We start from the raw sequence: 22,588 nt of genomic DNA, 5'->3' as shown, positions 1-22,588 counted from the left end.
CAACATTTTTACCGGTCGCTTTTTCAATACCTTCAAGACCTGGAGATGAATTAACTTCCATCACCATAGGGCCATTTTGTGAACGCAGTAAATCAACGCCACACATGTTTAGGCCCATTGCTTTTGCCGCTTTAACCGCAGTATCACGCTCTTCTTTAGATAACTTAACCACAGTAGCAGAGCCACCACGATGTAAATTAGAACGAAACTCACCTTCAGCACCTTGGCGTTTCATCGCCGCCACCACTTTACCGCCGATCACTAAGCAGCGAATATCAGCACCACCGGCCTCTTTAATAAATTCTTGTACTAATATATTCGCTTTCAAGCCCATGAATGCTTCGATAATAGCTTCAGCCGATTTTGCTGTGTCTGCTAAAACCACACCTATGCCCTGCGTGCCTTCGAGTAACTTAATAACTACCGGCGCGCCACCAACATTTTTAATCAAATCTTTGGCATTATCAGGCTTGTTTGCAAAGCCTGTACGCGGTAAACCCAGACCTTTACGTGATAATAACTGTAACGAACGTAATTTATCGCGCGAACGGCTAATAGCGACTGACTCATTAATGTTAAACGTGCCCATCATTTCAAATTGTCTTGCCACAGCAGTGCCATAGAAGGTCACAGAGGCGCCAATACGAGGAATGATTGCATCATACTTTGGCAATTCTTTACCCTTATAACGCACGGCTGAACGAGTACTCGTGATATCCATATAACAGTGTAATGTATCGATAATATCAACTTCATGGCCCATGGCTTCGCCCGCTTCTTTTAGACGGCGCGTAGAGTAAAGATTTTTGTTTCTAGATAAAATAGCAACTTTCATAATAAGTCCTGTAGTGCTCACTTATATTTACTGATAGAAAGTGAGGTAATAAGTAATATCGAGTGTATAGTCAGTTTATTAAATAATAAAGCGCTATATTTAACTGCGTTCAATCAAAAAAAATGATTAAGCACGATTTATATAATTATAAAGTCGTTATTATAGAATGTTTTACGTAAATAGTTGAGAAAATAACGATTAAAAATTATTAAGGTAAATAATACTGGTGTTTTTTGACTTGTTTACACAAATTGATTAGCTATGAAAATAATGGATCAACGGTAATTTATCGCAGTTAAAATTGCTTAGTTTAACAATGAAAGTTATCTAGTGTGCAGCTAGGGTTTACAATGGTGGTGCGGGGGGTGAGTTGTATGACAAAAAATGAGGGGTAAGTTTATTAGAAATAATGACTCGTTTTATTTACCTGTCCAGAAATTAATGAGAGTAAGTGAACTCAAATTAAAAAGACCACTTACTTCAAGTGGTCTAAATAATTTGAGTTACTTAGACAAGGTTTAAAGTGAACAATTATTACTCGTCTTTAGGTAAGACTTTTATTGCTTTGTAATCGCCTTCTTTTAGCTCGTCATTGATACAATTTAATAGATACGTTTTCATATCAGCTTCTGCTATTTCATCTTCAACAGCATATTCTTTACATTGACTTAAAAGACTTGATACGTAGTCACTAGGAGCATCCATTAAAGCTGGTTCTGCTTCTTCACTGTGCGCTATGCTTGAAGTTAGTGCTAATAAAGCGATAGCTAAAATTGTTTTTTTCATAAATTTTCTCTTTACATTAAAATTACTTACATATCCCAATAGTCACTTAATGAATTAAGTTGACGGTCAAGGAACCTTTTTTCATTTAAAATATCTAATCTTTCTTTAACCAGATATTTCTGTTTGGCGATATTGCTGATTTCTTTTTTATTAGCTGAGCCACTCGATATTTCGAATCCTGTGATACCAGGGTTGAAATTCAAATTGCTACCTATGCCAGTATTTTCATATGTATCAATATTCATTTTTTGCCTTCAAAAAAATCATAATTAGATTCTGGATGGATAATGTTCCACTATTCTAAAATTGAAAAGCAAAATATTTTCGTTTAACTAATCAATTTTTTTTGTTGAACAAAGAGAAGAGTAAATAGTTGAAATGAATAGTGAGAGGACTGAAAAGTAAAAATGCGAACGGGGCGAATAATAATAAAATAAACATCACAAAAACAATTAGATAAGTTTACAACGAATGATTTAAATCGATTTGTCTTTGACAGTCAAATAGTTCCCAGCAACTTGAAAGTTTAAATATGCCGACAAGCCGTAGCAACATTATTATTTTCAGCGCTGGAAATATCCACTATTTTTATCGATCTAATCGTCATTAAAGCTTTAATTAAAAATGATTATTTTCTAAAGCAGTAATAACGTACCACAGCCAAGAAAGGCTATAAAACCAAAAATATCAGTTACTGTGGTTAAAATGACAGCTCCAGATAATGCGGGGTCGATATTAAATTTATTTAATATCCAGGGGATCCAGACTCCAGATAAAGAGGCAACCAGGATATTACCTAAAATAGCGATACAAATAGTGACGGATAACATCGGATTTTCAAACCAGTAAAAAGTAATGATGCCGATGACCGTCGCCCATAACATGCCATTAATTGCGCCAACTTTAAGCTCTTTTTTGACGATAGCCTGCCTATTAGCATCACTAATTTGCCCTAACGCTAAACCTCGTATAATCAAGGTTAACGTTTGACTACCCGAAATCCCCCCCATAGAAGCAACCACCGGCATAAGTACCGCGAGTGCAACGACTTGTTGCAAGGTGGCTTCAAATAAACCAATAAACCAAGAAGCTAAAAATGCGGTCACTAAGTTAATGCCCAGCCAAATAGCTCGGTTTTTACTACTCAACCAAACACTGGCAAATAAATCTTCTTCTTCACTCAAACCAGCCGACTGCATTAATTGGTTATCTTTTTGCTGATCTTTGTATTTATAGGCTGAATGTAAATCTAAACGACCGGTTAAATAGCCATTTTCATCAACAATAGGTAATGCCGACTTTCCTGAAAGGATCACCTCGTCAATTGATTCATCTATATCTTTACTGGCTTCTAAAGCTTGAACATCTTGATATTCCACGCTGGCCAATGGTGTATCACCGTCGAGAAGTAACAGTTTATTGATGGGGATCTCACCGAGTAATTGGGTATTATTATCGACAACATAAATAACTTCAGTTAATGGTAATAAATTTTTTGCACACACTTTTTTTGCAGCTGCCACTTTTAACTTTTGGGAGATTCTTTTTTCATCAAAACTTTGCCAACGCCCTACTTCATCTTCAGAATAATCTTGCGCCTTTTTTAAGTACTCTCTTTGTTTAGCTGTCATTTTCGTGACGGCATATTCAATGAAGCGATCGCTTAAGTCTTCAGTGAGTTCTATTAAACTATTCGCATCTAACTTATCAAATAAAGGCAAACAAGCATCGTCATCCATAGCATTTAATAACATCTGCCGAGATTCATTTTTCATCTCTAGAAAAATATTTTGCTGATAATCGGCACTCAACAACGCCCAAAGACTTAATCGAGGTTTGATAGGGAAAGCTTCTAAAAGAATTGCTACGTGCTCTGGCATGAAGGTATCTTCAATTTCAGCAGCTAATTCATTTAATTGAAGATCGTTGGCTAATAGTTCTTCAATTTTTTCAATATAAGTAGGGAGTAGTTCTAGGGACATTTAATTTCCTAATAAAGATTTCAACAAATTTTTTGAATCAAACTAAGTAAAATTTTGCGTTTTATTTTATGGGTTATTTAACTATAGAATCGCATTATTCTCTATTTATTAAACTAGAAAACTAATGAAAATGCCAAAATTACAGCCTTTTGCTATAAAAACGCAAAAGTTTTCATTTTATTCAAAATTGTGGCGATTACTTTTTAAGAAGCGGCAATGGCAACTTATCGAAGATTGGCATTATACCTTACCTAACAAAAGAATCGTTATAATTCCGAAAGGCTTTATTTTTGATGGTAGTTCGTACCCGGCAATAGTCTGGCTTTTTTTCTCGCCGACGGGGTTATTACTCATCCCGGTTATTTTGCACGACTTTTGCTTTCAGTATAATTACTTATGGGCTAAGCAGGATGATAATATATTTAAATTTAAAGAAGGCTATGGTTTCTTTAAATGGTCAACACTCATCCGTAAGGTCGGTATAGAAAGAAACGAGTTGCTACTTATTGATTATTTTATATGGATATTGTCTATGGCTTTTGGTTGGGTAAACTGGTTAACATTTCAACGTAAAAGCAAGCAAACGTTATTACCTGAAGGTAAATAGAACAATTTTTAATTTTAACACTTATTTTATCCGCGATAAAATAAGCGTTAAGGAAGGTGAGCGATTAAAGGTTACGACTTATAATTTGGCAAGGACGCCATGATTTAAAGATAAGCTTATCAACAAGTTTATCTTTAAATCTACTATATTGATCATTCTATCGACTATCTGGCTGCTGCTTGAGTGAATATACTGCCATTTAAACAATGAAATGACTTATGCCTAGTTATTTTTATGTATTTTTTCCACAGCAGTTCAATTTTAGTTTGACCTTCATGTTGTGATTTACACATATTAACAAATTGAATTTCAACTTCATTTTCTGGCGAACAAATAGCTTGTTCTAACATCAGTAAACGTTTGCCTAGCTGTGTTAATAATTCTGCTTCGGCGATATTGAAATCTCCAGATTTTCTGAAACCACGTGGAAAATGAACATCATCGTAAAATTGTGCTGCGGCAATAAATCCATGTATTAAAGTCATTTGCGCCTCTATTGACAGGGTATAGGTTTTAGCGGATTATGCGGCTAACAAGCAGGGCTGTAAAACAAATAATAATTATCGTATCGATAAGAGATTGCAGTATGGATATTGAGTTAATTAAAACCTTCTTAGAAGTTAAAGATTGTCGTCATTTTGGTAAAGCGGCTGAAAATCTATACCTTACTCAAGCAGCGGTTAGTACCAGAGTTCGTCAATTAGAGAAATACTTTAATGTGTCCTTGTTTCAGCGCACTAGAAACAATATCCAATTAACACCTGCAGGAGAAAAGCTAGTCCCCTACGCAGAGATTATGATCAATACTCTTCGAATGGCAAAACAAGATATTGCCATAAGCACTGAAAAAGTTGCGCACATTTATATTGCCGGTACACCTAACACTTGGGACGTTTATATACATGATGCCATTTCAAAGATATATATCAGTGAACCACAAATCAGTTTAATCGCTGAAATATTATCGCGAGAGCAACTAACCAGGCAATTACTTGAGCGCACTTTAGATGTTGCTATTCTCTTTGATCCTCCCAAAGTGGAAGAGCTGAAGATTGAATCTTTACATATGTTTAATTTAATCCCCGTGACGACTTTTAACAATAAAATAATAAGCCCCGCAGACGTGCAGCGTTATATTATGATTGATTGGGGAACAAGCTTTACTCATTGGCATGCTAAAGAATTCCCTGACATATCTGTTCCTGCTATTAGAACAAGCACCGCACGTATTGCGCTTGATCTTATGCTGCAGTGTGGCGGTAGTGCCTACTTGCCAGACATGCTAGTAAAACCTTTTATCGAGCAAGGCAAGTTATTTAAAATCGATACACTGCCTTTTTTTGAACGTGAATTATTTATTGCCTTTCATAAAGAAAATGAGAATGAAGAACGTATTATCGACATTAAGAATTTACTGAGAAAAGATCAGCCAGAAGCTCCTGCTATTATGACCCCCTAATAAGATAAACAGTCGGTGCACTTGCTAGCGAACTGGCACAGTAAATTTAAAATATTTTCAGTAAAAATAATTTATCGTTAACGTAAAAATCTTTTGCTTTTCTTGTTAGCCAAAAGCGTAGATCATGCTGTTTTTACTTGAATATCCTTTGGTGATATAACGATGAATATCAATTCTAATTATGAGTTATCAACTTCTGATGAAGTAAGTTTTAACTATGATCTGTCTTCAAACGAAGGAGATGATAATAACAATGATGATGATAATGATAACGATAGTGACAATAACATTGCTGAATTTGAGTTACACACCTCTCCTAGCGATGTAAAAAAATCAAAACACAGTAATAAACGTAACTATTTAGCCAAGAAAAAAATTGAACAGTTACAAGAAGAGCGGCAACTGAGAAAGTTCACTCAAGATTACTATGATGATTGGGATTAAGCCCATCATTGCTGCTAAGTTGATAAAACAACAGTGACGCGAATTAATGATGAATTAATTCGCGTTTAAGCATTTGCCATTTCCCATTTGCCAATAAATTATTGCGCCCACTGAATTGCCATTAAAGACTGCGACTAACAAAGCTTTTTTATAAACTATTGCTTGCTACAAAGGTTACTAGGTTTTCTGCTTATTTATTACCCTTCAATTTTCAGGTCTAAACTAGTCACCAGTTCAAACTGGTGTTAAAATATCAAATAGCCCGTTTTGGTTTCAATAGTGACAAAATAAGGCTTGATAACATCACAAACCAACAACAAAACTTGCAAGTCAACCGCTAGCACCTAGACCTCAGACAACTAAAGAGTACTAAAAACCATGAATACAAAAATATACAAGCGCGTATTTGCTTTGGCTGGAGAGTTAATGCTTGCTGCTCAGGAAAGAAATCAAAGCAACTTTGACAATTGCTATAGTGAATTAAAGCAACTCTGTGATGATAATGACAATACCGATAAAGATCATCCGGTACAATGGGAAACACTCGCTGATTTTACCGACGATTTACCCTTAGCCGTTTCAATTTACGAGAAAGCATTACTTAAAGCAGAAGAGATTAATTCAAAAGACTTTCGTTCATCGATTGGCTTTTCTGTTGCCTCGCTGCAAGTTGAGCTAGGTGAAAAAGAAAATGCGATTGAAAATTTAGAAAAAGCAAAAGTCAGCTGTAATAAAATTGTCGATAAAGAATTAAAAGCTGAAATTCATGATTTATTAGAAGCGTTAAAAGATGAGGCAGCGAGTCCTTACTAAATCACTTATATACCAATGAGTGACCTAGTTAGCTGTGGTCAATATTTATCCACCAGCTAAAGTGTCCCTATCTATAGCTAATTCTGGCCAGTACCCCCGTGATCGACGCAAAATTGCGGGGATAATGAGCTAAACTAACGTCATTTAAGCTACCTTAGTATTATTGAAATATCAGCTGATGTTATTTATATAACAATCAATAAATATTCTCCTTTAATAGTTAATTTATATAGGTAATACTTAGCGAATGTCCCGCTTGCACAAATCTGTGCTCAGTCCCATCTTCACTGAATCTATTCATTAGAACGGAGTAATAAACACTCATGATTATCTTTTTTATCTGCATCACTCTATTAATATTGGGTTATAAGTTTTATAGCCCTTTTATTGAAAAACAAGCGGGCATCGATGAAACCGCCAAAACACCTCAAGTACGTTTTGAAGAAGGGGTTGATTATGTTGCTATCCATCCGATTAAAGCCTTTTTAATTCAGTTTTTAAATATTGCTGGGGTAGGTCCTATTTTTGGTCCTATCCTTGGTGCCCTCTATGGGCCGGTGGCACTTATTTGGATTGTACTTGGTAATATATTAGGCGGTGCAGTACATGATTACTTCTCTGGGGTCATGAGCATTAAAGAAGACGGTAAAAGTTTACCTGAAATTGCAGGCCATTATTACAACGTTTACTTTAAAGGGTTAATGCTGATATTTACCACCATGCTACTCTTTTTTGTTGGCGTTGTATTTATCATGAGCCCTGCGGGGTTATTAAGTAATTTAAGTTATTTTGAAGGCACATTTTTAGCCGGTAATACCTTTTGGGTTTTAGTGATTTTAGGCTATTATTTGCTGGCAACGCTATTACCCATTGATAAAATAATAACTAAACTCTACCCCATTTTTGGTTTACTTATGATAGTGATGACCTCACTTATCGCCGTATCATTACTTATAAATGCGCCACATTTACCTGCCGCGGGTGATTTTTTGGGCTACTTTAACGCAGACCATTACAGTCATGACTTTTTAGAACCCAATGCTGACGGCCTTCCTGTCTGGCCATTATTATTCATAACGATTACCTGTGGCGCAATTAGTGGTTTTCATTCGACACAAGCACCGATTATCGCGCGTTGTTTAACCAATGAAAAATATGTGCGTCCAGTCTATTATGGTGCGATGATGTGCGAAGGCATTGTAGGTTGTGTTTGGGCCTTAGCCGGTATAGCAGCATTTCCTGAAGGCTACTCAGAACTAAAGTCATTGCTTGACCAAGGTGGACCAGGCTTAGTAGTTAATCATATAGCAAACAGCTATCTTGGCGCACTCGGTGGCATTATGGCTATTATTGCTGTTGCGATATTCCCAATTACTTCAGGAGATACCGCTTTTCGTTCATTACGCTTGACCTTAGTAGATGCATTTAATATCCCACAAAGTTTACGCAATCGTCTTTTGCTAGCCGTGCCTATTCTGATTATCGCTTATTTTATGACAAAATTAGATTTCTCAATAATATGGCGCTATTTTGCCTTTTCAAACATGCTACTTTCTACCAGCGTATTATGGCTGGCCACTAAATTTTTGTTTGACCGTGGCACTTTCCATTGGATCGTCAGTTTACCTGCCATTGTTGGTACCAGTGTTAGCGCCTCATATATTATGACAGCAGGAATAGGCTTAAATTTACCCAGTGAATATGGCAAATCAATTGGGGCTGTGGTGGGGGTTATTTCGCTTATCTTATTGATAGTGGCACACAATAAACGCAGAAATATTACCTCGACATCCCATTAATACTTAAAATGTTTGATTTTATCATTAAGAAAAAAAGCAGTGCTAATTAGCACTGCTTTTTCATTTGTATCTACTCAATAAACGCTATTACTTTTAATTGATAAGGGTAAAAATTAAAGAAACCCCTGAGTCTCTAAAGGTATCAACCCGGCCTAGACCAAATTGATAACTAAAGATAATTAACGTATTCTAAGTAAGAGTAGCCAACAAAAAGGCGTACACATATATTTTTATATTCTCCTACCCTTTGAAACGTTGTTAATGAAGATAAGTGCCTGCAAATAAGACGGCCATAGTTATTATGCTACAGCTAAAAGTATTGGCTATGAGTACCTTTGTAGTAAAAAAATTATCGTGTTAGCTAGAATATACCAAGGAAATTGCAAAATTCATGCAAAATTTGTTCAAAAAAGGACTCAATACCGTTCGCTCAGTGGCAGACAAAGCTACAGGAGAATTAGCGGCCAATTATTCCATTGTTAAGGAGAAAGTGAATGGCTTACCTGTCTTTATTTCCGCGGAGAAGTCAGACAAATATGACGATATTCAATATGACGAAAAACACTATTTTGTTATACCTTTTCAACTATCAGAATATAAATTTGCCTTGCACACCATGCGATGTCTCCCAAATGCTGTTCCAGAAATTAACAACCTACCCAAAAGGCGTGTTTTTCACTTTTCCAACCAGCATTCAGAAGAAATACTTAAAGATTATATGCGCCAATCAGCAGAAGAAAGAGTAAGAAATAAAAGCGTAAGTAATCCAAACAGTATTGAATCTTTAGCCGATCAAATTGATGCGCTAGATAAAAAACTCACATATGGCATGCTATTAGTGGGTGGCTTAGCAACTGTGGTAAATCCATTATTAGGCCTAGGTATTGCAGCAAAAGCTTTGTTACCCAGTGTTGGCGGCATAATTAACAAGTACGGCTTACGTCCTACCGGAGAGAAACTTTCTCAACATCAGCTAAACAAATCTATAGCAGAAGCTGATGCACATATTGCAAAAGAATTTGCCGATGCAAGTACCCTGCAGGTTATTAATCCTATATTACAAGAGTTAGAGTTAACACTACGTACCACAGAGTTGCAGCACGACCCGATAATTGATGCCAACTTAGCTAATGGCAGCATTCCTGAACTTGATGGAGAAAGATGGCGAGAACTAACTGAAGTCGCTATTTGTCATGTTTACAAAGAGGTTTATCAAACACCATCTCTGCACAAAAAGGCGGGTCTTGGGCCTAAAGATTTAAGATGGCTAAAGATAATGTTCGAAGTAAACAGTCGATAAAGCTTATCTGCATAAAGACTTTACCCGAAACGATAAATTATTGAACTTGTTAAAATCCACCATAAAAATAAGTAAAACTGCCCTTTGCGAAACGTTTATCGTTAAATCAATAACACATGGGGTCAGTTTTCACTGCACCCCATTTCATAAAAGTAATGCCGACTTATACCTACTAGCGAATCACTTATTGACCACTCAACCTCTTGCCAAAAGATATAGCGTAAGCCGGTGAGCGCATTCTTAATACGGGATCATCACTTGGCGTAAAGCCTGCAGACATCATATTAGGATCAAAGTTAGTATTTTTACATGCATCGCTGCCACTGGTATTAACGGTCACCGTACCTAGCGTTACCTGAGGACGTTCACTTGGCCATTGTTGTGATGGGTCAATATCACTGTCTTGTGCTTCACCCAAACTTACCACAATGTTAAAACTAACCGTTTCATCTTTAAGCTGCTGCGCAAAGGTATCCGCTAAAAACTCGGTAGGCATTTTAGCCGCTTCAGCTTTATCTAATGTTTTCACCCCTAAATTAGGCTCAATGGTCCAGCGAAATTTAGTTTTCTGTTCGTTGGGTTGATCAAAGTAAAAAGTGTGCAAACCAAAGAACTCAGTGTTGGCAAATGATGCTGCTGTTTTAGCGGTTTTATTCCACATAGCATTAGCTTGAACACTCGGATGTTGTTGAATATATGCCATGGTTTTAGCAGGATCAGTTTTACCATTTTCGTCTGGAAGTAAAGTCGATAAAAAACCATGAAAAATTTCTGGGCTTTTACCCGCAAACACCGGAAAGTTATTACCAGTAAAAGTGTGGAAAGAGCCATCAGGTAACTTTATTTGCATGCCCATGCCACGTGCACCAGCCGCTTTTTCATCACTGTTTGGATTTGAACCACCAACAGAAAAGCGAATAGACACCGGTAGTTCGCCATTGGATAACAAAGCAGCTCCAGTAAAATGCTGATTGGGTGTTGGGACAAAAGTACCCGATGCACACAAACCTTTAGCATGTGCTTTTCTATAGCCAGGATGTTTCCCGCCCAATTTTTCAAATATTTCAACAAAATCATTGGCGACAACTTCTTTATCATTGGCGGCAACGTTAGATGTTGCTGTAGCAGTAGCGATAAGAAAAATAGCACTAATACTTGAGGTGATGAGATTATATTTCATTGGTTTCCTTAGTGAGGTTATTTCAATTGCTCAAATTACGAAAAATATCATAGGTAAGATCAAAAGTATTATCTACAAGCATAGCAAAAGACCCCAATAGTGTAATAAATAGTTCACTCGCCACTAAAATAATATTAAAAAAATTTGTTGCCAGAGTTACGGTGTAAATAATTACGACTTAATAATACAAAACATCCTTATTCAACCTCAAATATTTCACCATAAATTCATCACTAAAAAAGCTGGGTTTACAACCTACCCACCGGTCGGTTAGAATGAATTATCATTAATAGTTAATTAAGTCGTGAATATGAGAGACGCAGAGCTAACTCGTCAAAAAATACTAGAAATAAGTGCTGATGAAATTCATAAAAAAGGTTTTGTCGCAACAAGCTTATCTTGTATTTTAGTGCGCTGTGAAGTTTCAAAAGGTGCCTTATATCATCATTTTAAAAATAAAATGGAGCTGGGCTACGCTGTTTTTGAAGAAATTTATACACCAATGTTTTTAGAATTATGGCAGCCAGCAGTAGAGGTAAATGATCCTATTGAAGGTTTATGCGACTTTTTTACCGCTATGTATACCAACTCATCCTGTGACGAGATTGTTTGTGGTTGTCCTTTAAACAACCTTTGTCAAGAGATGTCTGGTGTAGATGAAGGCTTCCGCTTACGTATTTTAAACATGCAGCAACAACTCAACCAACTTATCGCCATTAATTTACAGCGTGTCGCTAACCAGCTTCGTGACGATATTGATTTTAGTCAAGTAGCCTATTTTATTGTTTCAACTTTTCACGGTTCTTCTAGTTTAAGTAAAAGCTCTAAAAACAAAGACCTCTTTGAAAAAGTCATCAAAGAACTGTGTAACTATATTAGAAATCTTAAAAGTCATTAACGCCACTCTTTTTATTTATCTCCTCAGATTTTCACAGCCGATATAGCAAATAGTAATAAAAAATATCAATTAAGTATTTACATACCGCGTGGTCGGTATGTAAAATACTCTTAATGAATTAACAATGAACTCAGCACTTAATACGCTTTCTCAAATACGGACAAAAAAATGAAACACTTTACGGCAATATTCGCTCTCTTATTTATCACCTCATTGACAAGTTTTTCCAGCAATGCCTACAGCATTGAAAACTCTCCATACACGGTAATTGCTGAAACAGGAGAACGTTTGTTTTCTCGTATTGCTAAAGATCAAGAATCACTAAAAAAATTCCCTGAACTGATGCGTGATATTGTTGAAGAAGAGTTAATGCCCTCAATAGATTACAAATACGCCGCATTTAAAGTATTAGGTAGAAATTTAAGAACAATGACACCGGAGCAGCGTGAAAAATTTGTTGTTTCAATGCGTAGTTACTTAGTAAGAACTTACGCAATAGCGTTAAAACAATATAAACAACAAGACGTTGCATTTGAATCTCATAAAGCGACAAATGGCGCAAGAATTGTTGGTGTTAATTCTGTTATTCGTGATGCCAATGCGCCTGAAATTAACATTACTTTTCAAATGCGCCAAGACAGACAAACAAGTCAATGGAAAGCCTACGATATGATCATTGAAGGTATCTCATTACTCAGTAGTAAAGAAGCTGAAATTAGCCAACGGATCCAAAAGAGTGGAATTGATCAAGTAACGTTAGAGTTAGCTTCTTTTAATAAATAAAGTTTCTAATTCCATCATCAAGCTATGCTAAAATATTTTGTAATATTATCAATGTATAAGTAATTTTAGCAGCAATGACGGTTATCAATTTTTACCTCACGCGCCACGGCGAAACACAGTGGAATAAAATAGGGAAGTTTCAAGGGCAATTAGATAGCCCTTTAACGGATAAAGGCTATCGTCAAGCTGATGGTATTGCTAAGCAATTAATTAATCATAATATCGACCTTATTGTCAGCTCGACATTACCAAGAGCAAAAAGCACTGCTGAAATTTGTCAGGTGACAGTAGACTGTCCACTTAACTTTGCGCCGGCCTTAATCGAGCGAGATTTTGGCCTCTGGCAAGGAAAAGCTATTGACGAAGTAAAATCAGAAAAAAACTTCCACGCTATTTTTCAGCAAGTAAATGCCTCTGCACCACCGAAGGGCGAATCGGGTCTTGACTGCGCCGTTCGCTTTCAACAAGCATTAATCGATATTGCTAATGCTAATGCTGGTAATAGTTGTCATCAAATAACTCTGCCAGATAAAGCCCCTGCTAAGCTCAACGACACCGCGATTAAGAATATTCTTGTGGTTAGTCACGGCGATATATTACGCTGTTTTTTAGCTTTGTTTGTTGAAGGTTTTTCTGATAAACAAGCGATTAACAGTCAACAAAAAGCCTTTGATAATGGCTGCATTTTTCAGGTCTCTTACCAGAGTAAACCTGAGAAATTTATCCTCACTGCTGCGCTCGACATCACTCAACCTGCAACGGTAATAGTAACGTGATGACAAGCTCAATGATCATGGTGATGGCCTATCTACTTGATCGCTGGCTTGGCGAAGTAAAACGATTTCACCCTTTAGTGGGCTTTGGTTGGTTAACCACTAAAATAGAGCATTTCTTTAACTTTCACCATGCTACACCTAAAACAACCACTTTAATATTGCCTCGATTATTGGGAGTTTTATCGTGGCTTATCTTATGTTTACCTTTACCTATTCTTTATTATTACTTTCACCAAAACCAGCTGCTGTTCTGGTGCTTAGATGCCTTAGTGCTTTATTTTGCTATCGGTTTAAAAAGTCTAACGTTACATGCTTTACAAATACTTAATCCCCTTAATAAAAAGGACTTAGTCACCGCACGACATTTTTGTGGTTATTTAGTTAGCCGTAAAACAACAGACCTATCTGAACAAGAAATTTCCCGCGCAACTGTTGAATCTGTTTTAGAAAATGGTCATGACGCGGCTATTGCGAGTTTTTTTTGGTTTATTATTGGTGGTATTCCGCTGGTGATTTTACATCGACTCGCCAATACACTCGATGCAATGTGGGGCTATAAAAACCAACGTTTTATCCATTTTGGTTGGTGTGCGGCACGCATGGACGACCTACTTGGCTGGCCAAGTGCAAAAGTTACCGCACTACTTTATGCTTGCCAAACAAATTATTCTTGTTCAAAAATGATCAATGCGCTAAAAAATGGTTATCAACAAGGCCGACATTATAAAAGTTTAAATGGCGGTTGGGTAATGGCAACGGGCGCCAGTGTACTAAACTTCACCTTAGGGGGTACTGCCATTTATCATGGCAAGGCCGTGACGTCGACACCATTAGGTTGCGGTAATAGCGTTGTTAAAAATGATATTTTTCGTAGCATAAACCTGGTCAATAAAGCCGTTGTTATTTTAATTTTTACTGCTTTTTGCTCTCAACTGTTGCATTATTTTTATGGTGGAAATTTGTGATGGACAATAAAAATGATCAAAGTTCGACCCTATTAGTACACGGTGGACAGCTTAATGAAGTGGCCCAACGCTACCAAATTCCCTTAGAGCAGTGGCTAGACTTGTCAACGGGGATCAGCCCAATCAGTTACCCGATCCCCACTATCCCTGCAATTATCTGGCAACAGTTACCGCAACCAAACCAAGCTATGCTCACGGCAGCAAAGAAGTATTACGGTACCGAAAATATTAGTGTAACCAGCGGTAGCCAAGCGGTTATTGCACGTTTACCCGCGCTCTATCTTAATCATATCAATCAGCCATCAAAGTGTTTAGAGGTATGGTTGCCAGAAGTTGGCTATAAAGAGCACGAACGAGCATGGCATGATGCTGGTTTTACCATAAAACATTATCAGCATTTACCCACTCGCGCAGTGCTATCGCCCAACGCGATTGTTGTGGTGATTAACCCTAATAATCCAACCGGTGAATTACAGCAACAGCAAACATTAACCACATTGCTAACGACCCTTGAATCACTATCGGGTTGGCTAATTGTTGATGAAGCTTTTATGGATGTCATAACACCGAGCCAATCGTTGATCCACTTAACGCTAAATAAACATCTGTTTGTATTACGTTCAATCGGTAAATTTTTTGGCTTAGCGGGAATTAGAATAGGCTTTGTAAGTGCACATCCTGCTTGGATAAATAAATTGCAGAAGTTATCTTCACCATGGGAAGTTAATGGCCCTGCCCAATTTATTACAGAGCAAGCCTTAAAGGATAAGGTTTGGCAATTAGCGCAACAGCAACAATTAATCGCATTATCAATAAAGTTAGAAGCGCTATTAGTGAAAACGTTTTTACACCACCATGATAAAAGCGCTGTCCCAAATATAACCATCACCGGTTGCGGGTTATTTAAAACCCTCGTGCATCCTCAAGCAACAGAACTTTATCAAAAATTCTGTTACCAAGGACTCTACGTGCGTTTGTGTGACGAAAAGAATGCTTTGCGTTTTGGTATACCTGATCAAGAAAAATATCAGATATTAGCCAGCTTATTGGCTGAGCATAGCCATAGCTGAAGCGAGCTTATCAGCTAACTCGGCATTTTTTAACTCGCCCTTGTCGACATCAAAATTATCATAAAAGCTCGGAATGGATAAATGGGCTTTTACCTCACCATCAAAAAAAGGTGCCGAGCCAACGGCGGCGGCAAGCACAGTTGCTGCTCCACCGGGTCCAGGTGACGTCGCTAGTAAAATCAGAGGTTTATGCTGATATACTTTTTGTAGCGTGCGCGAGCTCCAGTCAAATAAGTTTTTGTAGGCGGCCGTATAAGAGCCATTATGCTCGGCAAAACCAATAACCAAGGCATCTGCAGCGGCTATTTTATCGAGAAAGTCTTGTGCTAATTGCGGTTTACCAAGTTCTGCTTCTCTATCGGCACTGTATAAAGGCATTTCATAATCGTTAATATCAAGTACTTCAACTTGTGCGTTTTCAACAAGGCTAGCGGCATAGCTCACTAACTGTTTGTTAATGGATTGACGGCTACTACTGGCAGCAAAAGCGATAATTTTCATATAAACTCCAAAGGTAAGACAAGGTAATAATAGGTGTTTCAGTGAATATAGTGTAATTTATTTCCTATATAAGATTAATAACCTACTTACAGATACATTATTTCCATATGAAAGCTAATAAACTATTTTCTTCTTCACAAAGTCAAAGTAACTTACTTGATGGTATTGCTGTTTTTGTCCAAGTTGTACAAAGCAAAAGTTTTGTCAATGCCGCTGAAAAAATGCAGCACTCTACGTCTTATATCAGCAAAGAGGTGAGTAAACTTGAAACTCGTTTAGGGGTTCGCTTATTGCACCGCACGACCCGAACCTTAAGCTTAACATCGGAAGGCGAAGTCTATTATCAACAGTGCCAACAGATCATTGAAGATGCTTTGCAAGTTGAAAATAGCCTTTGTGGACGCCAGCAAATACCACAAGGTCGCTTAAAGTTAAGCTGTCCTATTGGTATAGGTGTTTCTCGTATTCGGCCGATCCTCGCGGAATTTATGGCCAAGTATCCAAAAATAATGTTAGATATCGACTTAAACGATCATAAAGTTGATTTGATTGCCGATGGCTTTGATATTGTGATAAGAGCCGCTATGCAACTTGAAGACTCAAGCTTAATTAGCCGACGTTTTATGAATTCAACCAGCTTAACGCTCGCTTCCCCCGAGTACTTAACACAATATGGTCTACCTAAGCATCCCAATGAATTAGTTGCTCATCAAATGATCAGTTACCGTAATTTAAAAACGCCGGAAACTTGGCAGTACACCGCCCAGAATGGCCAAGTAACTCAAACACACGTAACCAGTCGAGTATCATGTAATAACTCAGAAATGATGATTTCGTTATGCTTAGCAGGACAAGGTATTATCCGTATGCCGTTATTTAATTTACGTGAAGAAGTGGCGACGGGGAAATTAGTGCCGTTGTTTGAAGATTTTATGCCAATAAATATTGGTGTTTACCTGGTTTATCCCAGCCGAAAAAATATGCCTGCTAAGGTAAAATGCTTTATCGACTTTATTGTTGATAAATTAGGCGATAGTTAACCACTACGCCAAGTTACTTTCTCGGCGAAACATGCCGTTAACTAATGAAAATTGCGCGAAGTAATAGCTAGTCATGATCCAAACACTGGCATAAGGTATTTGATGATAAAACTGATTAAACCCGATTAATGAATCAGAAAGAATAAAGCTCAGCCCGCCGATAATTAGCCAAGTATTAGCTTTTTGTGAAAGTAAGGTGGCAACTCCCATTAACAGCAGTATGGTCATATAAAGCAATACCGGTATAAATAACTCGCCTAAGCCGGCATATATTAGCGAAAAAACGCCAACGCCATAGACACCATAGAGCGCAATAATCGGTAAACGTTTGTTAACAATAGCCGTCGTGACTAGTGGTTTTAAGCTGAAGATGTAAAAGAGATGCGCTACTAAGAAAGCCCCTAACCCCAGAATAAACCAATTAACTCGGTCATAATCTAAAAAGAAATCGCCAAAGGCAGAGCAAACCAAGCCAGCCATAAATAACTTATGTGCGCGTTCTTTAGGGGCGGCACTGTTTTGCCATGAAAAGTGCAATAACACGAATATTGGTAAAATTTTTACTAGCCAGCTCAGCGGATAAGGCTTAAAAAAAAGACTCATCATAAAGCTACAAGCAAAGAGTAAAAATAAAAGTAAATGGGTTCTGGTCATTGCTGTCATCATCTTTGCTATAAGCGTTTAATACAAGCGAATATTCTACTGAAAAACAAATAAAAACCCTGCTCAAGCTCGATATAACATAGCCCGTCTAGTGATCGTTATGGGTTAGCAAGTACAGCAAAGGGAGTAGAAAACCACTCCCTTTTTCAGCGATTCTGTTTTAAACGGCCTTAAACTCTTTCAATAATTAAGGCGATTCCCTGCCCGACACCTATACACATAGTACACAGTGCATAGCGCTTGTTCGTACGTTGTAACTGTCGAGCCGCTGATGTTATTAAGCGCGCACCACTCATCCCCAAAGGATGCCCTAAAGCAATAGCGCCACCTTGTGGGTTAATACGCGGATCGTCATCTTGCAAACCTAATTCGCGAATACAAGCTAAAGCTTGTACTGCAAAAGCTTCGTTCAGTTCTATAAGGTCGATATCTTCAAGCGATAAATTTAAACGTTTTAGCAGCTTTTGTGTGGCCGGTACTGGGCCAATCCCCATAATACGTGGCGGTACACCAGCGACAGCCATACCTAACACTTTAGCTATCGGGGTTAAGTTGTTTTTTTGCACTGATTGGCTTGACGCCAACAAGATTGCGGCAGCGCCATCATTAATTCCTGAGGCATTACCTGCGGTAATACTGCCTTTGGCATGAACAAAAGGTTTGAGCGCCGACATTTTTTCTAAACTGGTTAGGCGAATATGCTCATCTTGAGAGAAAATAATCGGCTCTTTTTTGCCTTGTAAAATACTGACTGGCAGTATTTCTTCCGCAAAAAAGCCAGCTTGTTGGGCATTAGCGGCTTTTTGCTGGCTAGCAAAAGCAAACTTGTCTTGGTCTGCCCGGCTAATGTTAAACTCTTGGGCAAGGTTTTCTGCTGTTTGTGGCATGCTTTCAGTGCCGTAAGCGCTATCGAGAGCTTTGTTAATAAAGCGCCAGCCCATAGTTGTGTCGAACATTTCTTGAGTACGTGAAAAATTACTTTCCGCTTTGCCCATCACAAAAGGGGCGCGAGTCATACTTTCAACGCCACCGGCAATAATCATTTCAGCTTCTCCTGACTTAATCGCCTGCATCGCAATGCCGACAGCATTCAAGCCAGAGCCACATAAACGGTTAAGCGTTGTTGCGGGTACTTGGTAGGGTAAGCCGGCTAATAACGTTGCCATACGAGCAATATTACGGTTATCTTCCCCTGCTTGGTTGGCACAACCTAAAATAACATCGTCTACTTGGCTAAAATCTAGTGTTGGATTTCGTGCCATCAATGCTTTTAAGGGTAATGCGGCTAGATCATCAGCCCGAATGGTCGCTAACGAGCCACCATAACGGCCAATCGGTGTTCTAATAGCATCACAAATAAAGACTTCATTTTGTCCGCTATTTTCAGTTTTTGTTGAAAAGGCACTCATGTATGTATTCTCTTTTGAGTTTATCGGCGCTGCGATCTAACTGACCTCAGCATAATCATAAGCACCATGATAAGCACTTTTTACTTTAACTATTTTTCTTTACCAGTAAAAGCATAAGAAATGGCTGACAATAGCAAGTCTCTTCACCATCTTTGTCAGCATCCTGATTTATTGAAAATCACCGAAGATATTGATCCTAAAGAGATAACCTTAGTTAACCCACAAAAGCCTTGTAACAGGCATGTTATTGAGGCTAATTCAGCTAAAATAACAAAAAATTATTACTATCTGACAAGAACACGACCAACTCACTGTGCCAAAAAGTTAGCTTATTGCCCAGCAGCCTTTAATTAATATTGCTCAATTGCCAGTCATGCCCTTTATCAATCGAGTACTTTATATTGCACTCGATAAATTTAAAGTGGTTATGGTCAGTAGATCATAAGGTTTTAGCCGCCTGCGAATATTAAGCTATTGAATATGCTTGGCAGTTAGTCTCTACCAGCATTAGTGCTTCATTAGTTCCTGGTTGACAAGAAATCTTAGAAACTGAAGCGATTGTATAAATACCATTAAAAAATAATAAATTAATAAAAGAAATTTGTCGCTCTGCTCGAGTGAGTTAAATTTACTTTATCGCTTAAATAAAGTCTAAACATATATCGGTACAGCCTTTGCCACAATAAACACCCGGAGTACTTTTATCTTCAGGGACAATTAAACGCAGTATATTACCGCAAGTTTCACATTTCATTTGACGGCCCGCCATCACTTTTTTAATTAAGGCTTTTTGATCGTTAAATGACTTTGCAGTGCTTTTTTTTAATAGGTCAAACTGTGTTATATCGAGCATAAAGCTGCCTTATTGATGCTGAAAATCCTTCAGCATCTGGGTAATAGTCAATGTAAAACATCAAAAAATATTTACACTATCAATGAACCTGCCCTTTTATCAATGTCAGGGCATTATATTAAACAGCGGCGCAATAAAACCCGTCGTACTGACCACCTAGCGGCTCAGCGCTTGAAATCAATAAGTTCTGGTACGAACTAATATTTTCATAACTGGCACCAACAAAAGGATAAGCGGTAATTTCCCAAGGAAAATCATCATTGCCTTCATAAGGACAAAATGAGAGTTTTTGGTTGTTTTCTAAAAGTAACTGACCAAACTTCAAAGCAGCTTCTTCATTAGGAAAAATCACTGAGAATTCAATTTCACGCGCTTGGTTTAAATCATCACCATCAATCATCATTTGCCATAAGGCATCGCCAACATTGTCTTGTGGAAATAGGGCTAAATCACGGTTCATTATTTTTCATCTTATCTTTGTAGTCATTAATTCGCTATTTTATCTGATGAAAAACATAATACCAATTCAGTTAACGATTATTTTTGGTAAACTAGTGATATAACTTACCAATGACTCACTAACCTTGAATATAGCCTTACATAAATTTGAGCTTCATCTTGATATTAATACCGAAGATAGCCGCGTTATCGGCGAACTTAACCAAAAATGCTCATTAAGTAACGCTCAATTAAAACAGGCCATTCAACAAGGTGCGTTATGGTTAACGCGTGGTAAAAGCACACAGCGTTTGCGACGCATCAAAAAACCATTACAAATAGCCGATACCTTACATTTTTATTATGATGAACAAGTACTGAGCCAGCAGCCTAATGAAGCCTTATTAATGAATGACTGTGTTGATTATAGCGTATGGTATAAACCTTACGGTATGTTATCTCAAGGTTCAAAGTGGAGTGATCACTGCACAATTGCTCGTTGGGCTCAAACGCATTTAACGCCTGAGCGCCCGGCATTTATTGTTCATCGTTTAGATAGAGCGGCAACCGGATTAATTCTCATTGCCCACAGTAAAAAAGCAGCGCGCGCATTAAGTGCGATGTTTGAAAAGCATGACTTAGAAAAGACTTATCATATTATTATTCACGGCGATCATCGTTTACGACCACAACCTGACGCATTAACCTCTGATGTCGATGGCAAAAGCGCCAGCAGCCATTTTAGCCATCTGGCTTATAATGAAGAAAATAACACCTCATTGGTACAAGTTATAATTGATACGGGTAGAAAACACCAAATAAGAAGTCATGCGGCAAGTATTAATATGCCGGTGGTTGGCGATAGGTTACACGGAAAAGTTGACGATAAGGCAGAAAGTATTAACTTACAACTGTGCGCCGTGGCACTTAATTTTATTTGCCCGCTAAGCGCAGAGCAAAGGTCGTTTAAAGTGCCTGAACATTTAATGCCATCATTAAATGTGCTTGGCTAAGTTTCGTTTATGAACAGTAATTAAAATCGCTATCGTTGAGCAAAGCTAGTTTATCACCAACCAGTTCAGCCGCTTCAAGCTTGGCTAAAAGGTCAAAACCGATTTGACGTTGCTCTAACGTTAAGGCTAAGTAAGGTAATCTAAAGTTAGCGGCAACGGCACCTGTCATCATTAATGTGGTATTTATGGCAATAGGGTTAGGCTCACAAAACAACCATTTCATCAGGCTTTGTAAACGCTCATTAAGTTCGTTATCTTGGCTGTCCATTAAGGTTCTCATTAGGCCCGGTACCACATTCGAGGTTACCGAAATAACACCATGAGAGCCAAATTGGTGGCGACCGACATAACATTCATCGTCATTACCTGACCAACAAGCAATACCTTGTTTTTCGTAATAAGCAATACGGTCATTACCACCACATTCTTTTACGCCAATAAAGTTTTTATGCTTTGATAAGGGTTCGATCAAATCAGGAGTAAGATCCTGTCCTGTTCGGCCCGGTACGTTATAAATAAACGCAGGACCAATATCTAATACTTTATTAAAATGTGCTGCCACACCCGCTATTGACGTTCGGCCGTAGTAAGGATTAATTTGCAAGGCTGCATCCATTCCCATGGCAAAACCATTTTGCGTGGCTTTAATCGCCTCACGGGTATTATTACTACCGGTATTACCAACAATAATAAGCTGGTCGCTATACTGATGAACGGTATGAGCGATTAACATTAAATGCTCTTCCCAAGTTAATAAGTGCCCTTCACCTGTAGTACCACCGACAACAATACCGTCAACACCGGCCGCAATTTGCTTTGCAACCAGTTTGTCATAAGTTACAAGGTCAATTTCACCCTGTGCGTTGTAAGGAGTTTTTATCGCAGTAATTAAACTTGCTGCCTTTATATTTTTCATTTTTTCTCAACTACATATTAGGTAAAAGGGTAATTTTCTTATTTTTGAAGAATAACTT

At 37.9% G+C, this 22,588-nt stretch carries 26 protein-coding genes; 14 read left to right on the top strand and 12 right to left on the bottom strand.

All coding sequences use genetic code 11. The features are described from left to right. The 4 genes from rimK to ESZ26_RS17240 form a co-directional block, all read right to left on the bottom strand. On the bottom strand, window positions 1-835 hold an 835-nt coding region (gene rimK, locus ESZ26_RS17255; protein ID WP_146800782.1), incomplete at its 3' end, for a 30S ribosomal protein S6--L-glutamate ligase. 534 nt (window positions 836-1,369) lie between these two features. After that, on the bottom strand, window positions 1,370-1,621 hold the full coding sequence (locus ESZ26_RS17250) for a hypothetical protein (RefSeq protein WP_146800780.1): 252 nt from the start codon (window positions 1,619-1,621) through the stop codon (window positions 1,370-1,372). Window positions 1,622-1,647: 26 nt separating this feature from the next. Then, on the bottom strand, window positions 1,648-1,866 hold the full coding sequence (locus ESZ26_RS17245) for a hypothetical protein (protein WP_146800778.1): 219 nt from the start codon (window positions 1,864-1,866) through the stop codon (window positions 1,648-1,650). Between the two features lie 390 nt (window positions 1,867-2,256). Continuing rightward, a complete protein-coding gene (locus ESZ26_RS17240; RefSeq protein WP_146800776.1) occupies window positions 2,257-3,603 on the bottom strand; it encodes a magnesium transporter in 1,347 nt (448 codons plus the stop codon). 124 nt (window positions 3,604-3,727) lie between these two features. Here ESZ26_RS17240 and ESZ26_RS17235 point away from each other — a divergent pair, with 124 nt between their 5' ends. Then, on the top strand, window positions 3,728-4,210 hold the full coding sequence (locus ESZ26_RS17235) for a DUF1353 domain-containing protein (protein ID WP_146800774.1): 483 nt from the start codon (window positions 3,728-3,730) through the stop codon (window positions 4,208-4,210). A gap of 164 nt (window positions 4,211-4,374) precedes the next feature. On the opposite strand, the gene maoP is transcribed toward ESZ26_RS17235, so the two are convergent. Beyond that, on the bottom strand, window positions 4,375-4,695 hold the full coding sequence (gene maoP, locus ESZ26_RS17230) for a DUF413 domain-containing protein (protein ID WP_146800772.1): 321 nt from the start codon (window positions 4,693-4,695) through the stop codon (window positions 4,375-4,377). A gap of 101 nt (window positions 4,696-4,796) precedes the next feature. On the opposite strand from maoP, the gene ESZ26_RS17225 reads away from it, so the two are divergent. The 5 genes from ESZ26_RS17225 (at window position 4,797) to ESZ26_RS19505 (ending at window position 10,025) form a co-directional block, all read left to right on the top strand. Then, on the top strand, window positions 4,797-5,669 hold the full coding sequence (locus tag ESZ26_RS17225) for a LysR family transcriptional regulator (protein ID WP_146800770.1): 873 nt from the start codon (window positions 4,797-4,799) through the stop codon (window positions 5,667-5,669). 162 nt (window positions 5,670-5,831) lie between these two features. Then, the gene (locus ESZ26_RS17220; RefSeq protein WP_146800768.1) at window positions 5,832-6,113 is read left to right on the top strand and encodes a hypothetical protein; all 282 of its coding nucleotides are present in this window, start codon (window positions 5,832-5,834) and stop codon (window positions 6,111-6,113) included. Between the two features lie 378 nt (window positions 6,114-6,491). After that, window positions 6,492-6,926, top strand: a complete 435-nt coding sequence (locus ESZ26_RS17215) for a tetratricopeptide repeat protein (protein ID WP_146800766.1) — start codon at window positions 6,492-6,494, stop codon at window positions 6,924-6,926. Between the two features lie 323 nt (window positions 6,927-7,249). Further along, window positions 7,250-8,725 carry a carbon starvation CstA family protein gene (locus ESZ26_RS17210; protein ID WP_146800764.1) on the top strand — a complete coding sequence of 492 codons (1,476 nt, stop codon included), beginning with the start codon at window positions 7,250-7,252 and terminating at the stop codon, window positions 8,723-8,725. A 391-nt stretch (window positions 8,726-9,116) separates the two neighbouring features. Beyond that, entirely contained in the window at window positions 9,117-10,025 is a 909-nt protein-coding gene (locus ESZ26_RS19505) for a hypothetical protein (protein WP_223271705.1), read from the top strand. Between the two features lie 184 nt (window positions 10,026-10,209). Here the strand turns inward: ESZ26_RS19505 and ESZ26_RS17200 are convergent, their stop codons facing one another. Then, the gene (locus tag ESZ26_RS17200; RefSeq protein WP_146800762.1) at window positions 10,210-11,205 is read right to left on the bottom strand and encodes a catalase family peroxidase; all 996 of its coding nucleotides are present in this window, start codon (window positions 11,203-11,205) and stop codon (window positions 10,210-10,212) included. A gap of 310 nt (window positions 11,206-11,515) precedes the next feature. Between ESZ26_RS17200 and ESZ26_RS17195 the strand changes: the two genes are divergently transcribed. From ESZ26_RS17195 to ESZ26_RS17175, 5 genes are all read left to right on the top strand, one after another. Beyond that, complete coding sequence (locus tag ESZ26_RS17195; RefSeq protein WP_146800760.1) at window positions 11,516-12,103, top strand: TetR/AcrR family transcriptional regulator; 588 nt, start codon at window positions 11,516-11,518, stop codon at window positions 12,101-12,103. Between the two features lie 168 nt (window positions 12,104-12,271). Then, window positions 12,272-12,886 carry an MlaC/ttg2D family ABC transporter substrate-binding protein gene (locus ESZ26_RS17190; RefSeq protein ID WP_146800758.1) on the top strand — a complete coding sequence of 205 codons (615 nt, stop codon included), beginning with the start codon at window positions 12,272-12,274 and terminating at the stop codon, window positions 12,884-12,886. 74 nt (window positions 12,887-12,960) lie between these two features. Then, window positions 12,961-13,662, top strand: coding sequence for a histidine phosphatase family protein (locus tag ESZ26_RS17185; protein ID WP_146800756.1), 702 nt, complete (start codon window positions 12,961-12,963; stop codon window positions 13,660-13,662). Further along, on the top strand, window positions 13,662-14,627 hold the full coding sequence (locus ESZ26_RS17180) for a cobalamin biosynthesis protein CobD/CbiB (RefSeq protein WP_146800755.1): 966 nt from the start codon (window positions 13,662-13,664) through the stop codon (window positions 14,625-14,627). The genes ESZ26_RS17185 and ESZ26_RS17180 overlap by 1 nt, the downstream gene beginning before the upstream one ends. After that, the gene (locus tag ESZ26_RS17175; RefSeq protein ID WP_146800753.1) at window positions 14,627-15,697 is read left to right on the top strand and encodes a threonine-phosphate decarboxylase; all 1,071 of its coding nucleotides are present in this window, start codon (window positions 14,627-14,629) and stop codon (window positions 15,695-15,697) included. Before ESZ26_RS17180 ends, ESZ26_RS17175 begins: the two co-directional genes overlap by 1 nt. Here ESZ26_RS17175 and ESZ26_RS17170 read toward each other — a convergent pair. Continuing rightward, entirely contained in the window at window positions 15,671-16,198 is a 528-nt protein-coding gene (locus ESZ26_RS17170; protein WP_146800751.1) for an NADPH-dependent FMN reductase, read from the bottom strand. The genes ESZ26_RS17175 and ESZ26_RS17170 overlap by 27 nt on opposite strands. Window positions 16,199-16,305: 107 nt before the next feature. Here ESZ26_RS17170 and ESZ26_RS17165 point away from each other — a divergent pair, with 107 nt between their 5' ends. Beyond that, window positions 16,306-17,238 (top strand): LysR family transcriptional regulator, encoded by a 933-nt coding sequence (locus ESZ26_RS17165; RefSeq protein ID WP_146800749.1) that lies wholly within the window; start codon window positions 16,306-16,308, stop codon window positions 17,236-17,238. A 3-nt stretch (window positions 17,239-17,241) separates the two neighbouring features. Here ESZ26_RS17165 and ESZ26_RS17160 read toward each other — a convergent pair whose 3' ends face one another. Both ESZ26_RS17160 and pcaF read right to left on the bottom strand, forming a co-directional pair. After that, entirely contained in the window at window positions 17,242-17,892 is a 651-nt protein-coding gene (locus ESZ26_RS17160) for a lysoplasmalogenase (RefSeq protein WP_170246408.1), read from the bottom strand. A gap of 179 nt (window positions 17,893-18,071) precedes the next feature. Next, window positions 18,072-19,310, bottom strand: coding sequence for a 3-oxoadipyl-CoA thiolase (gene pcaF / locus ESZ26_RS17155; protein WP_146800746.1), 1,239 nt, complete (start codon window positions 19,308-19,310; stop codon window positions 18,072-18,074). 120 nt (window positions 19,311-19,430) lie between these two features. Here pcaF and ESZ26_RS17150 point away from each other — a divergent pair, with 120 nt between their 5' ends. Next, a complete protein-coding gene (locus ESZ26_RS17150; RefSeq protein WP_146800744.1) occupies window positions 19,431-19,664 on the top strand; it encodes a hypothetical protein in 234 nt (77 codons plus the stop codon). A gap of 286 nt (window positions 19,665-19,950) precedes the next feature. On the opposite strand, the gene ESZ26_RS17145 is transcribed toward ESZ26_RS17150, so the two are convergent. Further along, the gene (locus ESZ26_RS17145) at window positions 19,951-20,163 is read right to left on the bottom strand and encodes a hypothetical protein (protein ID WP_146800742.1); all 213 of its coding nucleotides are present in this window, start codon (window positions 20,161-20,163) and stop codon (window positions 19,951-19,953) included. 118 nt (window positions 20,164-20,281) lie between these two features. Next, on the bottom strand, window positions 20,282-20,623 hold the full coding sequence (locus tag ESZ26_RS17140) for a ribonuclease E inhibitor RraB (RefSeq protein WP_070374451.1): 342 nt from the start codon (window positions 20,621-20,623) through the stop codon (window positions 20,282-20,284). Between the two features lie 124 nt (window positions 20,624-20,747). Between ESZ26_RS17140 and ESZ26_RS17135 the strand changes: the two genes are divergently transcribed. After that, entirely contained in the window at window positions 20,748-21,614 is an 867-nt protein-coding gene (locus ESZ26_RS17135) for an RluA family pseudouridine synthase (protein ID WP_146800740.1), read from the top strand. Between the two features lie 7 nt (window positions 21,615-21,621). On the opposite strand, the gene dapA is transcribed toward ESZ26_RS17135, so the two are convergent. After that, window positions 21,622-22,530: a 4-hydroxy-tetrahydrodipicolinate synthase gene (gene dapA, locus ESZ26_RS17130; RefSeq protein ID WP_146800738.1), complete on the bottom strand. Its 909-nt coding sequence runs from the start codon at window positions 22,528-22,530 to the stop codon at window positions 21,622-21,624. Window positions 22,531-22,588: the final 58 nt, after the last annotated feature.

It is taken from the genome of Colwellia hornerae (assembly GCF_007954355.1).
GTDB lineage: Bacteria > Pseudomonadota > Gammaproteobacteria > Enterobacterales > Alteromonadaceae > Colwellia_A > Colwellia_A hornerae.
This window is presented reverse-complemented; position numbering and strand designations above follow the sequence as displayed.